This window comes from Corallococcus praedator (assembly GCF_003612125.1).
Classification (GTDB): Bacteria; Myxococcota; Myxococcia; order Myxococcales; family Myxococcaceae; genus Corallococcus; species Corallococcus praedator.
Genome location: NZ_RAWI01000013.1, coordinates 43130 through 57568 on the forward strand (window position 1 = coordinate 43130; position 14439 = coordinate 57568).

Genomic DNA, 14439 nt, shown 5'->3' on the forward strand with positions numbered 1-14439 from the left:
ACACCGGAGCCCTACGCAAGGCGGGGAGCGGCGCCCGGCGCGTGCTATGGAACGCGGCATGAAACACGCTCAAAGCCAGGCCCTCTTCGCCCGTGCGCAGGCTCGCATCCCGGGTGGCGTGAACTCTCCAGTGCGCGCCTTCCGTGGCGTGGGGGGTGACCCCGTCTTCTTCCGGGAGGGCGCCGGCGCGTGGCTCACCGACGTGGACGGCAACCGCTACGTGGACCTGGTGGGCAGCTGGGGCCCGCTCATCCTCGGACACGCATACCCGCCCATCATCGAGGCCATCCTGGAGGCCGCCCGTCGCGGCACCACCTTCGGCGCGCCCGTCGCGGCGGAAGTGGAGTTCGCGGAGCTGCTCTGCGCCACGATGCCTTCGCTGGAGAAGGTGCGCCTGGTGTCCAGCGGCACGGAGGCCACGGTGGCGGCCGTCCGTGTCGCGCGCGGCTTCACCGGCCGCGAGCACATCCTCAAGTTCGAGGGCTGCTTCCACGGCGCGGGCGACCCGTTCCTCGTGAAGGCGGGCAGCGGCGTGGAGACGCTGGGCCTGCCGGACTCGCCGGGCGTGCCCGCGGCGCTGGCGGCGCTGACGCTCACCGCGCCCTTCAACGATTTGGAGGCGGTGGAGCGCATCTTCGCGGAGAAGGGCCAGGACATCGCCTGCGCCATCATCGAGCCGGTGGTGGGCAACATGGGCGTGCTGGTGCCGCGTCCGGGCTACCTGGAGGGGTTGCAGGCGCTCTGCCAGAAGCACGGCGTGCTCTTCGTGCTGGATGAGGTGATGACGGGCTTCCGGCTGGCGCGCGGTGGGGCGCAGGAGCTGTACAAGCTCAAGCCGGACCTGACCACGCTGGCGAAGGTGGTGGGCGGCGGCATGCCGCTGGGCGCGTACGGTGGCCGGCGCGACATCATGTCCAAGGTGGCGCCGGAAGGGCCCGTGTACCAGTCCGGCACGCTGTCCGGGAACCCGGTGGCGGTGGCGGCGGGCATGGCGTGCGTGAAGGCGCTGGCGGCTCCGGGCACGTATGCGCGGCTGGAGCAGCTGGGACTCCTGTTGGAGGAGGGCTTCCGCGCGGAGGCGAAGGCGGCGGGGGTGCCGGTGACGGTGAACCGCGTGGGCAGCATGCTCACGGTGTTCTTCTCGGCGGAGCCGGTGTTCGACTACGCGTCCGCGAAGAAGGCGGACACGGCGAAGTTCGGGCGCTTCTTCCACGCGATGCTGCAAGAAGGGGTGTACCTGCCGCCCAGCCAGTTCGAGGCGGCGTTCGTGTCGCTGGCCATCGGCGAGTCGGAGGTGGCGCACGTGCTCGCCGCGGCCCGCAAGGCGTTCCGGGCGCTTGGCGACGCCCGTTGAGCCAGAGCCCCTGAAGGGGCCGCTGCGCTTCGGTCCCTACACGCTCGTGCGCCGCATTGGCGCGGGCGGCATGGGGGAGGTCTTCCTCGCGCGCGAGGAGGGCGTGCGGCGCGCGGTGGTGGTGAAGAAGGTGCTGCCGGGGCTCGTGGAGAACCGGCAGTTCGTGGGGCGCTTCCGCGACGAGGCGCGCGTGGTGGTGCGGCTGGCGCACCCGAACATCGCGCGCGTGTACGCGATGGGCGAGGTGGACGGGCAGCTCTACCTCGCGATGGAGTACGTGCAGGGCAAGACGTTGAGCCGGCTGGCGTACCGGCTGCGGCAGCGCCAGCGGATGATGCCCCTGGGCGCGCTGCTCCAGATGGGGCAGCGGCTGTGCGAGGGCCTGGCGTACGCGCATGACGCGACGGATGAGGACGGGCACCCGCTGCACCTGGTGCACCGCGACCTGTCGCCCGCGAACGTGTGCGTGAGCTACGCGGGCGAGGTGAAGATCATCGACTTCGGCGCGGCGCAGTCCACGTTGAAGGAGCAGCAGACGGCGCCGCGCGTGGTGATTGGGAACCTCACGTACATGGCGCCGGAGCAGGCCCGCAAGCGCACGGTGGACCGCAGGGCGGACGTGTACGCGGCGGGCGTGGTGCTGTGGGAGTTGTTCGCGTGGAAGCCGCTGTCGCAGCGGGGCGACCCGTTGGAGCGCTGGCGGCGCGCGGCCTATCCGCAGTGGGAGCCAGCGGGGCGCTACCGGCCGGACCTGCCGCGCGCGGTGGACGCGTTCCTGGTGCGCGCGCTGGCGCCCGAACCCAAGGACCGCTTCCCCACCGCCGCGGCGATGGCCGAGGCGCTGGCGGCACTGAAGGAGAAGCTGGCGCCGGGCGTGACGGACCAGGACCTGGTGCGGCTGATGTCGGCGGCCTTCCCGCGTGAGAAGGTCATGGAGCAGCAGATGGTGGAGGACCTGCTGCGCGAACAGCCGGAGCGCGCGAGCACGCGGCAGGAGTTCCCGTCGGTGCTGGCGCCGCCGGGCGCGTCGGTGTCGGAGGAAGCCGAAGTGCTCCGGGCGCAGGAGGACATCGCGACGGAGGCGCTGGACGCGGCGAGGTTGCGTCAGGCGGCGGCCGAGGCCGAGGCGCGCACGGACGTGGCACCCCGGGAGCTGAAGCCCTGGGAGGAGCCGGGTGCACGCAAGGCGCCCCCGGTGCGGCTGCACAACCAGGAAGTCACCAAGGACGCCTGGGTGCCGGGCGTGGGCGTGGAGGAGTCCACCGCGCCCGCGCCCGGAGGTTTCGCGCCGGGCGCAGCGGCCCGTCCCTCCGCGCCCCGGGCACCGGGCATGGGCGGGCCTCCTCGCTCGGGTGGTCCTCCGGGCCGCTTCGGTCCCCGGCCCTCCACGCCGCGCCCGCCGCCCACGCCGGAGCAGATCCTGGCGCTGGCCACGCGCGAGCACGTACCGGCGCGCATCGCCAAGGGGGAGCTGGAAGGGAAGATGAAGGCGCGCATCTGGCGCAAGCTGCACGCCGAGGAGGCGAAGCGCTTCGACCAGGTCTACGAGCTGATGGGCCAGACGGCGGGCCTGTCGCTGGGGGACGCGTTCGGCATCCTCCAGAGCGGCCTGACGGTGGCGGAGTTCATGGCGCGCAAGGAGCGCAGCCAGCGCAAGGCCGCCATCAAGCAGGCGCGCGGCCAGGTGGACAACGCGCTGGTGGCGGACTTCCTGGGCGCGTTCATCGAGCAGAAGACCGAGCTGTCGGTGGTGCTCGCGGAGCGGTCGCTGCTGGACACGCTCCTGTCGGAGGAGGCCATCGCCTTCACCTTCGAGCGCACGGGCCGGCTGGAGAAGCTCCAGGTGGTGCTCATCGCGCGGCGGGGTGATTGGGAGCGGCTGATGCCGACCCTGGACCGCGACGCGAAGCTCACCCAGAAGCCGGCGCAGGTGGCGCGTCAGCCGGACAAGCGGCCCTATTCGGATCCGCGTCCGTTCCTGCCGCACATCGGGCAGACGGTGAAACTGGTGATGCGCAACGGCATCACGGTGGAAGCGCCGCTGCTGCGCGTGGGCCGCTTCGACGTGCTGCTGGGCGAGCCGGGCCACGAGCTGTTCATCCCGCTCCACGCCCTCCTGCGCTTCGAAGCGCCCCCGGCTCCGCCCGAGGACGACGACGACGTCGACGACCTGTCGGTCCCGGACTCGGACCACCAAGGCTGAGGTCCGCTGTTCTCTTCCGGGCGGCCCCGCTTCCACGCCGGGCCGCCCTTCTTCTTTCGGAGTCCTGCCCATGCGTCCGTTCTTCTCCCGCATCATCAAGCCCTGGCTGGCGCTCACCGCGGCGGCGATTGTCGCGGGGGCCTCCCAGCAGGCCTGCACCAAGGACGCGACCGCGAAGGCGCCGGACGCGCCCGTCGCGGCGGAGGTGGGGCGGCGGGAGAACGGCGTGCACGTGGTGGAGCTGGCCGTCACGGAGAAGGGCTACGAGCCGTCCCCGGTGCAGCTCAAGCAGGGCGAGCCGGTGAAGCTGGTGGTGACGCGCAAGACGGACATGACGTGCGCCACCGAGCTGGTGATGGACGAGTACAAGATCGACACGAAGCTGCCGCTGAACACGCCGGTGGAGATCGCCTTCACCCCCAGTCAGTCCGGCACGCTGCGGTACGGGTGCGCGATGGGGAAGATGATCGCCGGCACCTTCGTCGTGGAGTAGCTCCGGAGCCCGCGCCAGCGCGTTAACTGGCGATGTCCCCCCGGCCGGGTAGGCTCGACGCCCTGCATGGGCAGCTCGGAGCTCTTCACCCGGCACGTCTTCCTGGACCTCGAAACGACGGGGCTGGACCCGCGCGTGGACGAGGTCATCGAGGTGGGCTGCCTGTTCTTCGAGAACGGCCGCGAGGTGGACCGCTTCAGCCGCCTGTACGCGTCCTCGCGCCCGCTGAACCTCACCATCAAGCGCCTCACGGGCCTGGGGGACGCGCAGCTCGCCGGCCAGCCCCGCTTCGACACCGAGCGCGCTGAATTGCGCGAGCGGCTGCGCGGGTGGACGGTGGTGGCGCACAACGCCCCGTTCGAGAAGGGCTTCCTGCCGGACGTGCTGGGCCCCATCCGCGCCCCGGTGCTCGATTCGTGCGAGCTGATGCACTACCTGCACCCGGAGCTGCCCAGCCACTCGCTGGAGTCGCTGATGCGGTGGGCGAAGCTGGGGCAGCAGCAGCCGCACCGCGCGCTCCACGACTGCGCGGCGGTGCACGCGGTGCTGGTGCATACGCTGGACGGCTGCGTGCGCGACGGCCGCGCCGAGGACGTGGCGGACCTGCTCTCCACCCTGGATCCCCGCGCGCGCACGTCCCTGCTGGGGCCCACGCCGCTCTTGGACCCGGCCTCCGCGGAAGACGAGCGCGACCTGGCGACGGACGCGGAGGCGCGCCCGCTGGTGGAGCTGCTCTCCCGGCTGTGGGAGGCGTGCCGGGCGACGCCGGTGCCGCTGGGCCTGGAGACAACGGGCGGCTTCCTGCGCGCGCGGCCGGAGCGGCGGCGGGCGAATGGCGCGCGGCCTCCCCCGGAACCCGAAGCGGATGCGACGCCGCTGCCGGTGCGGCCGGAGGAGGTGTCCGCGGTGCTGGGGCCCGACGGCGCGCTGGAGCGTGGGGGCGGGTTCCTGTCCCGGCCCGCGCAGTTGGAGATGGCGCACGCGGTGGCGCGCACGCTGTCGGACGGCGGTCAGGTGGCGGTGGAGGCCGGCACCGGCACGGGCAAGTCGCTGGCGTACCTGGCGCCCGCCGCGCTGTTCGCCGCGCGCAACGGGCTGAAGGTCGGCGTGGCGCCGCACACGAAGACGCTCCAGGACCAGTTGCTGGAGAAGGACCTGCCCCGGCTGCATCAGGCCACCGGGGGCGCGTTCGGCTATGCGCTCTTGAAGGGCCAGACGAACTACCTGTGCCGCCGCCGCGCGCTGGAAGCCACGCGGGTGGAGCCGGGGATGAACCACTCGGCGCGGGCGCCCCGGGCCTACGTGCGCGCGTACATGCGCCGCAGCACGGATGGGGACCTGGACCGATTGAGCCACTGGTTCCGCGAGCGCTTCCCCGCGATGCACGGGCTGGTGCCAGCGGTGCGCTCGGAGGCGGCGACGACGCTGGGCGAGCGGTGCCCGCACCACCACAAGTGTTTCTACCACTCGGCGGTGGCGCACGCGCGCGAGGCGGACGTGCTGGTCATCAACCAGTCGCTCGCGTTCGCGTGGCCCGCGCGCTACCCGCGCCTGGACCACCTGGTGCTGGACGAGGCGCACGAGTTGGAGGACGTGGCCACCACCGCGCTCACGCTGGAGCTGTCGGACCTGGCCTTCATGCGCCTCACGGAGCGGCTGCACGGGCGCGACGGACGCCGGGGCCTCTTCGCGGAGCTGCGCCGCGCGCTGGCGGCCACGCGCCGGGAGGAGTCCCGTTCGTTGATGGGCGAGGTGGACGACGCGCTGCGCACGCTGCTCCAGGAGGCACGCGCCCTGGGCGAGCAGGTGACGGCGCTGTGCGAGCCGGCCTCCGCGATGCCCGGCGAGGACGCGGACGACGCGGCCTATGCCCCGGAGCTGCGGGTGACGGACGCCGTGCGCGCCCTGCCCGCCTGGGAGCCCGTGCGCGAAGGGCTGGACGCCGTGCGCGGCGCGCTGCAACGCGTGCACACGCTGCTCGCGGTGCGGGCACTGGCGGCGCTGCCGGAGCTGGCGGTGAAGCAGCCCTCGCTGGAGCGCGAGCTGGCCGGGGCCACCACGGAGCTGGGCGAGCTGGGTGTGCTCGCGGGCGAGCTGGCCGGCGAGGCGGATGTGAAGCGGTGCTACGCGGCGCGCGCGGAGCCTCGCAAGGGGCGCTGGAGCGTGGGCGCGCAGCCGGTGGACGTGTCCGAGGCGGTGGCGAAGGACTTCGCCGCGAGCAAGCGCGCGCTGGTGATGACGTCCGCCACGCTGGGCACGGGCGACAACGTGCCCTTCGTGCTCAAGCGTCTGGGACTTCGGCCGCCCATCCTGCGCGCGCCCTCCCCCTTCCACCTGGGACGGCAGGCGCTGGTCGTGCTCGTCACCGATGCGCCGCGCGCGCACGAGGAGCCCTTCATCGACTGGGCTTCGGGGCGCATCTCCGGGCTGGCTCAGGTAATGGGTGGACGGGTGCTGGGGTTGTTCGCCTCCACGCGGCGGCTGGAGCGCGTGGCGCGCGAGGTCCAGGCCCGGCTGGAGCCGCATGGGATTGAAGTGCTGCGCCAGTCGCGCGGGCACGGCCGTTCGCTGGCGGCGCGGCAGGAGCGCGACACGGGCACGGTGCTGCTGGGCACCAAGAGCTTCTGGCAGGGCGTGGACATCCCCGGGCGCGGCGTGGGGTGTGTCTTCATCGACAAGCTTCCGCTGGAGCCGGCGTCGCGTCCGCTGGTGGCGGCTCGCGAGGAGCCGCTGGCCCGGGGTGGCAATGAGTACCTGGGCTTCCTCCAGTACCGGCTGCCGCGCGCGCTGTTGATGCTGCGTCAGGGCGTCGGGCGGCTCATCCGCTCCACCACCGACCGGGGCATCGTCGTGGTCGCGGACCCCGGGCACGCCAGCTACCGGCCCCTGCTGCTCCAGGCGCTGGATGGCTACCGCGTCGTCGCGATGCCGTGGGCCCAGGCCCGACTGCTGCTGCACTCAGAGCTGATGCAGATGGGTCTGGCCGCGGACACCGCGCGCGTGTGATTCCGCGCAGGTGCGGACATCGCTCCAGGGTCCGAATCGAGAGGTCCGTGGCGGTCCGAGCGTGCCCGGGCAAACTCAGCCCGTCCTGCCGGCCAGCTCCTTGGCTGCCTCGACAAAGAGGCGCAGGGGCTTCGAGCGCTGTGCGCGGCTTGGGTAGTAGAGGAAGAAGCCAGGCACGGTGGGCGCGTAGTCCTCCAGCACCCGCACGAGGCGTCCGGAAAGCAGCTGATCCTGGACGGCTGGCTCCAGGACGTACGCCAGCCCCCCGCCCTCGGCGGCGAGCGCCGCGCCGGCCAGCTCGTCGTTGGTGGAGACCCCCTCGCGCATCGGGACGCGCCAGGTCTTGCTTCCGCGCTCCAGCTCCCAGGCATAGGGAGTCCCGGTCGTCGGTGAGCGCAGGACGATGCAGTCGTGCCGGAGCAGGTCCTCGGGGCGCTCTGGGGTGCCACGCGCCTCAAGGTAGGCCGGGGCACCCACGATGACGAAGCGGAAGGCGCCGGTCAGGCGCACCTGCACCATGTCGCGCTCAAGGGTCTCGCTCAAGCGCACGCCGGCGTCGTAGCCCTCCGCGACGATGTCGACGAGGCGCTGTTCGACGACGACGTCCACCTCCACGCGAGGGTATCGCGCCCGGAAGGCTGGCAGCACGGGCGCGATGAGGAGGGGCACCGCCGCGCGTGGCACGGACAGCCGCAGCCGTCCGACGACCTCCCCGGGCTGGGCCGAGGTCCCTTGAAGGGCGGCAGCGGCTTGAGCAAGGCCCGGACCGGCCTCCTCCACCAGCCGCCGCCCCACGTCCGTCAGGGCCACGCTGCGCGAGGTGCGGTTGAGCAGGACCACGCTCAACTGCTCCTCCAACTGCCGCACCGACTGGCTCACGGCGGCCGTGGAGACGCCGAGCTCGCGCGCCGCGCCCCGGAAGCTCTGGAGTCGCGCAACGGCCAGAAACACATGGAGCTGATGGAAGAGGACCGTCTTCATCGCGGTGGTTCCCATGAAATGAAGTGCCGGTGTGGAGTGTCGTGACGGCCCTGTGAACGGGGATGGCCACTTTCGGCAAATGCAGGGCCACCATCAACCCCTGCTTAACGGCCCGTTCGCTCCTCATCGTCTGGTGCCCGGGGGGCGCGCCGCGTAGTTCTTTCACCAGGCACTGCTGCTCCAGCGAGCACGACGCGCGGGGCACCTGCGACGAAGGCCCGACACGGACGTCGAGACCTTCAAGCGTGCCCCACAACCTGGGAGAGAATCATGTCCATCCAACTCGCCAACGCGCCCGTGGCGTCGGCCCCGCGCTCCGCATCATGGGGCGCCGTGTTCGCGCTCACCCTCTGCGTCTCGACGCTCGTCGCGTCCGAGTTCATGCCGGTGAGCCTCCTGACGCCCATCGCGTCGGATCTCCACCTGAGCGAAGGCCGCGCCGGTCAGGCGATCGCCGTGTCCGGCCTCTTCGCCGTCCTGGCGAGCCTCACCGTCGCGTCCGCGGCCCGGTCCATCGACCGCCGGAAGCTGCTCCTCGGCCTCACCGGCGCGATGCTGGCTTCGGGCCTCGTGACGGCCCTGGCGCCGAGCTACACCGTGCTCATGTTGGGCCGCGCGCTCGTGGGTATCGTGATTGGCGGCTTCTGGTCGTTGTCCGCGGCCACCGTCATGCGGCTGGTCCCCGAGGGTGACGTGCCGCGTGCGCTCGCCCTGCTGAACGGTGGCAACGCGTTGGCCACCACCATCGCGGCGCCGCTTGGCAGCTTCCTGGGCCAGTACATCGGGTGGCGTGGTGCGTTCTTCGCGGTCGTTCCTCTCGCGGCCATCACCCTCGTGTGGCAGTTCTTCACCCTGCCCCCCATGCCCACGGAGCGCGCCGCTCCTCCTCCGAGCGCGTTCGCCCTCCTCCGACGCCCCAAGGCGCTGTGGGGCATCCTGGCGGTCACGCTCTTCTTCATGGGCCAGTTCGCCCTCTTCACGTACCTGCGTCCCTTCCTGGAGACGGTCACGCGGGTCGGGGTGTCCACCCTCTCGCTGGTCCTGTTGGGGATGGGCACGGCGGGGCTCCTGGGCACGTACCTCATCGGGTTCCTCGTGGCCAAACGGCTGTCCGCGGTGCTCATCGCCGCGCCGGTCGCGATGGCTGTCATCGCGGTCGCACTCGCCGTCTTCGGCCGGTCCCTCGCGGCGACGGCCGTCCTCCTTGCGGGGTGGGGGCTCATCGGCACGGCGGCGCCGGTCGCGTGGTGGACGTGGATCAGCCGCACGCTGCCGCGCGACGCGGAGGCTGGCGGCGGCCTCATGGTCGCGGCCATCCAGCTCGCCATCACGGTTGGCGCCTCGCTCGGAGGGCTGTTGTTCGACCGCAGCGGCTACCAGAGCACGTTCGTGGCGAGCGCCGCACTGCTCGGGGGCGCGGCCCTCCTGGCCCTCCGGGCGTCGAGAGAGACCTGCGTTGGCGATGCCGAGGTCCGCATGGCGTCGCTGGAGAGCGCCGCTCAGAGGAATGCGTGAACGCGGCTGCCATTACCCGCTCGGCCCCTGCCGAACCTCACACCCACGAGGATGAAGACAATGACGAAAATGAAACTGCCTTTCGCGACGCACCGACGTTCCTTGCTCGGTGCACTCCTGCTCGGTTCGTTCACCGCACTGTCGGCCTGCGCATCGTCCTCGGCATCGGTGGCACGTCCGACACCGGGCCTCGCGTCTGGGGACACGGCCAACGGCGCGGACAATTTCTACACGAGTGACAAGGTCACCATTCAGAAGGTCGTCTTCCAGAACCAATACAAGATGAATGTCGTTGGGAACCTGTTCGTCCCCAAGGACCTGGATCGCGGCGCGAAGGGTCCGGCGATCGTCGTCGGACATCCCATGGGCGCGGTGAAAGAGCAGAGCGCGAACCTGTACGCCACGAAGATGGCGGAGCAGGGATTCGTCACCCTGTCGTTGGACCTGTCTTTTTGGGGCGAGAGTGACGGCCAACCCCGCAATGCCGTTGCACCGGACGTCTACGCCGAGGACTTCAGCGCCGCGGTGGACTTCCTGCGCACCCAGCCGTTTGTCGACAGGGAGCGGATTGGCGCCATCGGAATCTGCGGCAGCGGGAGCTTTGTCATCAGTGCGGCCAAGATCGATCCGCGCATCAAGGCCCTCGCGACAGTCAGCATGTATGACATGGGCGCCGCCAGCCGCGACGGGCTCAGGCATTCGGTGACCCTCGAGCAGCGAAAGAAATTCATCGAGGAGGCAGCGCTGCAGCGCGACGTGGAGTTCGCGGGGGGTGAGACCCGATATACGGGCGGGACGCCCGAAGAGCTGAGTGACCAGTCCACTGCGATTGATCGTGAGTTCTACGACTTCTACCGCACGTCGCGGGGGCACAGCCCAGACACCACGACGCATCCGACGCTCAGCAGCAGCACCAGGTTCATGAACTTCTACCCGTTCGCGGACATCGAGACGATCTCTCCTCGTCCGATGCTCTTCATCGCGGGCGAGAACGCCCACTCCAGGGAGTTCAGCGACGAGGCCTACCGGCTTGCCGGTGACCCCAAGGAACTCGTCATCGTGCCTGGCGCGGGTCACGTGGATCTCTACGATCGTGTCAACCTCATCCCCTTCGACAAGTTGACCACGTTCTTCCGAACGAAGCTGAAGTGACCCAAGCGTCTTGGCGCCTGCCGGCGTTCGCGCTGACTACGGCCCCGTGAGTCGTGTCCACGAGCGCACCAACGCCACCGTCGCGCGTTCGATGTCCTCCACCGTCGTGCCACGTCCCACGCACAGGCGCACCGTGCCGAGCGCGGCGTCCAGCTTGATGCCCATCGCGAGGATGACGGCGGACGCGCTTTCGTGGCCCTCGTGGCAGGCCGACCCCGTCGAAGCCGCGACGTCTGGCGCCCCCGCGAGCACCGCGTCCCCGGAGACGTCCGGGAAGCGGACGCTGAGCGTGTTCGGCAGACAGAGGTCCCGGTGGCCGTTGAGCGCCAGCCCCGGAATGGCCGATGCGAGGCGCTCCCAGAGCAGGTCCCTGCGCGCCCGCATGCGCGACGCGACGGTCTCCAGCTCACGGCCCGCCACCTCGCACGCGACCCCGAGCCCGACGATGGAGGCCACGTTCTCCGTGCCGGGACGCAAGCCGCGCTCGTGCGACGCGCCGAGCGTGAAGGGCACCAGCGACGTGCCGCGCCTCACGTAGAGCGCGCCCACGCCCTTGGGCGCGTAGAGCTTGTGGCCCGCGACGGACAGCAGGTCCACCCCAAGGTCGCGCACGTCCACCGGAGTCTTGCCCAGCGACTGCGCCGCATCCGTGTGGATGACCGCGCCCGCGGCGTGCGCGAAGCGGGCCAGCTCCGCGACGGGCTGGTAGACGCCGGTCTCGTTGTTCGAGTGCATCACCGTGACGAGCGCCGTGTCCGCGTTGACCACGTCCCGGGCCTCGTCGAGCCGCGCGCGGCCCTCCGTGTCCACCCCGAGCCGGGTGACGCGCCAGCCCTGCATCTCCAGCCAGCCACAGGGACGCGCCGTCGCGGGATGTTCGATGACCGTCGTCACCAGCTGGCGCCGGGCCCCGGCGGCCTCCGCGACACCGCGGATCGCCAGGTTGTTCGCCTCGGTGCCTCCCGATGTGAAGAGGACCTCATCCGCTTCGCACCCGAGGAACGCGGCCACCTGTTCGCGCGCGTGGGCCACGGCGGCGCGAGCCCTCGTGCCGTAGACGTGCCCGCTGGACGGATTGCCGAAATGCTCCCGCAGGTAGGGCAGCATCGCGTCCAGGCACTCTGGAAGCAGCGGCGTCGTCGCGTTGTGATCCAGGTAGACGGGCGCGTCATGGGTCATGGGGAGTCCTTCCACCTGAACGTGAGCATGATGGACCGACGCGCGGCTCCGTCATCCGGCGTCCGCGATGCGCTCCAGCAGTTCGCTCAACAGCAGGCTTTCGCCTTTCGTGAGGACACCGAGCCGGTCAATGGAGGCACGCAGCGCGGCCGCCACTGCGCGGACATCCGTGTTCGCCGGGGTCGCCGCTTCGCTCGTGATCGCGGCCACGGTCGCCTCGCGCGCGGCATCGGAGAGTCCGAGGTCGCGTTGCCCTTCGGGCTGGCGCAGGAGCGTGAGCACGGCCCCGGTGCCCATCGACACCACGAGGCCGAGCGCCCGCTCCTCACTGACCCGCAGCCGGCCCGCGAGCGCGATGTTCCGGATGCGCCTGCGCAGGACATCCTCACCATCCCCGACGGCGGAAGGCTGCGAAGCCAACTGCGGATCGCTGCTCATGAGCGCGAACAGCCCCGGATGGCTGAGGCCGAACGCGACGTGCATGTCCCAGCCATCGCGAAAGTCCTGAAGCGGGTCGGGGTGCGGCGCGCGCGCGGACTTCTCCGACACGTAGCTCTTCAGTGCGTGCTCGATGACGGCCGCGAGGAGGCCGCGCTTGTCGCCGAAGAGCCGGTAGAGGGTGGGCGCCTGCACACCCGCGGCGGCGGCCACGGCACGCGTGGTCGCGGCATCAGGCCCCCCGGAGGAGATGAGCTCCGCGGCGGCCGTGATGATGCGCGCGCGCACATCGGGGCCCTCGGCGTCTTCCGCAGCGGACTTCTCGCGGTCCTTCATGAGGCTGGGAATAGCACGCGGCTGCGGGAACGCCGATAACATTGACTTGATAACGGCGTTAACGACCGCTACGTTATCAATGGAAACGACGGCTCGTTTCCGTCGATACCTCAAGGAGCATCCAATGATTGTCGTGACCGGGGCCACCGGGCAGCTCGGCCGTCTCATCGTGGAGAAGCTCGTCGCCCGCGTACCGGCGGACCGGATCGCCGTCAGCGTCCGAGACGAGCAGAAGGCCCAGGACCTCGCGGCACGCGGCGTTCGGGTGCGCAGGGGCGACTTCACGGATCCGAAGAGCCTGGAGCAGGCCTTCGAGGGAGCGTCCCAGGTGCTGCTCGTCTCGTCGAACGCGAGCGCGTATGGCGGCGATCCCCTCGCCCAACATCGCGCCGCCATCGACGCCGCACGGTCCGCTGGCGCGCGGCGCATCGTCTACACGAGTCACATGGCCGCGAGCCGTTCGTCGGCGTTTCCTCCGATGCTCGACCACGCGGCGACGGAGCAGATGCTGGGCGAGTCCGGCCTGGCGTGGACCGCGCTTCGCAACGGCTTCTACGCCGCGAGCGCGATGTTCCTGCTGGGGAAGGGCCTGCAGACGGGAGTCTTCGAGGCGCCCCCGGACGGAAAGGTCTCCTGGACCCCGCACGCGGACCTCGCGGAGGCGGCGGCCGTGATTCTCGCGAACGAGGGCCAGTACGAAGGGCCGACACCGCCGCTCACGGCAGCGCAGGCGCTCGACTTCGAAGCCCTGTGCGACCTCGCATCGAGCGTCCTCGGACGTCCGCTCCGTCGGAGCACCGTGTCGGAGGACGAGATGCGCACGAAGCTCGCGGCCTCTGGCATGCCCGCGCATGTCATCGCCATCTCGCTCGGGCTCTACCGCGCGAGCCACGACGGCGAGCTCGCGGCCACCGACCCCACGCTTGAGAAGCTGCTCGGGCGCGCGCCGACGGGGATGCGCGAGGTGATTGCCGGGCAGTTGGGCCGAACGACCTAGGCAGGATGCGGTGACCTGCCCTACCGCGCCAGTCGCTCGCGGTAGCGCGCTTCCAGGGCGCTCAGCTCATCCACCCACGGTCCGGTGACGCCCTTCTGCCTCGCGACCGCCAGGGCCTCCGCCAGCACGCGCGCGTCCTCTTCCTGCTGGTTGCGCAGCCGCTGCGTCATGTCCCTCGCGGCCTCGAAGACGTCCTGCAGCTCGTCACCTTCACGCAGGCCGTGCTGCGGCGGACGCAGGCGGCCTTCGGCCACCTCGCGCACCATGCGCTTGATGCGGAACAGCGGGCCCGCCATCCGGTGCGTCACCACGATGGTGGACAGCGCGACCACCACGATGAACGTCAGCATGCACAGGCCCAGCACCCACCACGTCAGCCGCTGGTGACGCTCCAGCTCCGCGCGCTGCGCGACGATGGCCGTGCGCTCCGCCTCGTAGCCCGCGTCGATGGCCTGCGCCTGCTCGCGGAACTTCGCCTCGAAGGACGGGTCGTCCATGTGGGCCAGCAGCTCGTTGGAGAGCGTGGCTCCGGACAGCTCGCGGCTCACCTCCGCCGCGCGCGAACGGGCGTCCACCGCCGTCGCCGTCTCCGCCATCAGCGAGTTCGCCGAGCGCGCCAGGAAGATGCCCAGGATGGCCGCGAGCACCAGCGACACGCCGACGATGTACGCGGTGAGCTTGAGCTGGAAGGGCGTGCACGGCTACCGCATCACGGCGGAGATCCAGGCCACGGACAGCGGAGGGCTTCGCCTCGCGATTCTTTGCATGAGCTACCCGGAGCAGTC

The 14439-nt window shown here is 70.9% G+C and carries 11 protein-coding genes; 7 read left to right on the forward strand and 4 right to left on the reverse strand.

Features of this window, described 5'->3' with window-relative positions; genetic code table 11:
• Positions 1–58: 58 nt before the first annotated feature.
• From hemL to D7Y13_RS03320, 4 genes are all read left to right on the forward strand, one after another.
• Positions 59–1354 (forward strand): glutamate-1-semialdehyde 2,1-aminomutase, encoded by a 1296-nt coding sequence (gene hemL, locus D7Y13_RS03300; RefSeq protein WP_120531594.1) that lies wholly within the window; start codon positions 59–61, stop codon positions 1352–1354.
• Entirely contained in the window at positions 1338–3557 is a 2220-nt protein-coding gene (locus tag D7Y13_RS47695) for a serine/threonine protein kinase (RefSeq protein ID WP_244222308.1), read from the forward strand. The genes hemL and D7Y13_RS47695 overlap by 17 nt, the downstream gene beginning before the upstream one ends.
• A gap of 70 nt (positions 3558–3627) precedes the next feature.
• The gene (locus tag D7Y13_RS03315) at positions 3628–4050 is read left to right on the forward strand and encodes a cupredoxin domain-containing protein (protein ID WP_120585507.1); all 423 of its coding nucleotides are present in this window, start codon (positions 3628–3630) and stop codon (positions 4048–4050) included.
• A 66-nt stretch (positions 4051–4116) separates the two neighbouring features.
• Positions 4117–7056: a helicase C-terminal domain-containing protein gene (locus D7Y13_RS03320; RefSeq protein ID WP_120585508.1), complete on the forward strand. Its 2940-nt coding sequence runs from the start codon at positions 4117–4119 to the stop codon at positions 7054–7056.
• A 75-nt stretch (positions 7057–7131) separates the two neighbouring features.
• On the opposite strand, the gene D7Y13_RS03325 is transcribed toward D7Y13_RS03320, so the two are convergent.
• The gene (locus D7Y13_RS03325) at positions 7132–8037 is read right to left on the reverse strand and encodes a LysR family transcriptional regulator (protein WP_120585509.1); all 906 of its coding nucleotides are present in this window, start codon (positions 8035–8037) and stop codon (positions 7132–7134) included.
• Positions 8038–8307: 270 nt separating this feature from the next.
• On the opposite strand from D7Y13_RS03325, the gene D7Y13_RS03330 reads away from it, so the two are divergent.
• The gene (locus D7Y13_RS03330; protein ID WP_120585510.1) at positions 8308–9552 is read left to right on the forward strand and encodes an MFS transporter; all 1245 of its coding nucleotides are present in this window, start codon (positions 8308–8310) and stop codon (positions 9550–9552) included.
• 60 nt (positions 9553–9612) lie between these two features.
• Positions 9613–10704: an alpha/beta hydrolase gene (locus D7Y13_RS03335; protein ID WP_120585511.1), complete on the forward strand. Its 1092-nt coding sequence runs from the start codon at positions 9613–9615 to the stop codon at positions 10702–10704.
• Between the two features lie 36 nt (positions 10705–10740).
• Here the strand turns inward: D7Y13_RS03335 and D7Y13_RS03340 are convergent, their stop codons facing one another.
• Both D7Y13_RS03340 and D7Y13_RS03345 read right to left on the reverse strand, forming a co-directional pair.
• Positions 10741–11883, reverse strand: a complete 1143-nt coding sequence (locus tag D7Y13_RS03340) for a cysteine desulfurase family protein (RefSeq protein ID WP_120585512.1) — start codon at positions 11881–11883, stop codon at positions 10741–10743.
• Between the two features lie 51 nt (positions 11884–11934).
• A complete protein-coding gene (locus D7Y13_RS03345) occupies positions 11935–12657 on the reverse strand; it encodes a TetR/AcrR family transcriptional regulator (RefSeq protein ID WP_120532838.1) in 723 nt (240 codons plus the stop codon).
• A 124-nt stretch (positions 12658–12781) separates the two neighbouring features.
• Here D7Y13_RS03345 and D7Y13_RS03350 point away from each other — a divergent pair, with 124 nt between their 5' ends.
• Positions 12782–13654, forward strand: a complete 873-nt coding sequence (locus D7Y13_RS03350) for an SDR family oxidoreductase (RefSeq protein ID WP_120585513.1) — start codon at positions 12782–12784, stop codon at positions 13652–13654.
• A gap of 20 nt (positions 13655–13674) precedes the next feature.
• On the opposite strand, the gene D7Y13_RS03355 is transcribed toward D7Y13_RS03350, so the two are convergent.
• Complete coding sequence (locus D7Y13_RS03355) at positions 13675–14301, reverse strand: signal protein (protein WP_244222309.1); 627 nt, start codon at positions 14299–14301, stop codon at positions 13675–13677.
• Between the last annotated feature and the right edge of the window lie 138 nt (positions 14302–14439).

Bases quoted from the DNA above. Each gene is read 5' to 3' on its own strand.
- D7Y13_RS03320 (WP_120585508.1), top strand. From the start codon at position 4,117: ATGGGCAGCTCGGAGCTCTTCACCCGGCACGTCTTCCTGGACCTCGAA.
- D7Y13_RS03350 (WP_120585513.1), top strand. From the start codon at position 12,782: ATGATTGTCGTGACCGGGGCCACCGGGCAGCTCGGCCGTCTCATCGTG.
- D7Y13_RS03340 (WP_120585512.1), bottom strand. From the start codon at position 11,883: ATGACCCATGACGCGCCCGTCTACCTGGATCACAACGCGACGACGCCG.
- D7Y13_RS03335 (WP_120585511.1), top strand. From the start codon at position 9,613: ATGACGAAAATGAAACTGCCTTTCGCGACGCACCGACGTTCCTTGCTC.
- hemL (WP_120531594.1), top strand. From the start codon at position 59: ATGAAACACGCTCAAAGCCAGGCCCTCTTCGCCCGTGCGCAGGCTCGC.
- D7Y13_RS03325 (WP_120585509.1), bottom strand. From the start codon at position 8,037: ATGAAGACGGTCCTCTTCCATCAGCTCCATGTGTTTCTGGCCGTTGCG.
- D7Y13_RS03345 (WP_120532838.1), bottom strand. From the start codon at position 12,657: ATGAAGGACCGCGAGAAGTCCGCTGCGGAAGACGCCGAGGGCCCCGAT.
- D7Y13_RS03330 (WP_120585510.1), top strand. From the start codon at position 8,308: ATGTCCATCCAACTCGCCAACGCGCCCGTGGCGTCGGCCCCGCGCTCC.
- D7Y13_RS03315 (WP_120585507.1), top strand. From the start codon at position 3,628: ATGCGTCCGTTCTTCTCCCGCATCATCAAGCCCTGGCTGGCGCTCACC.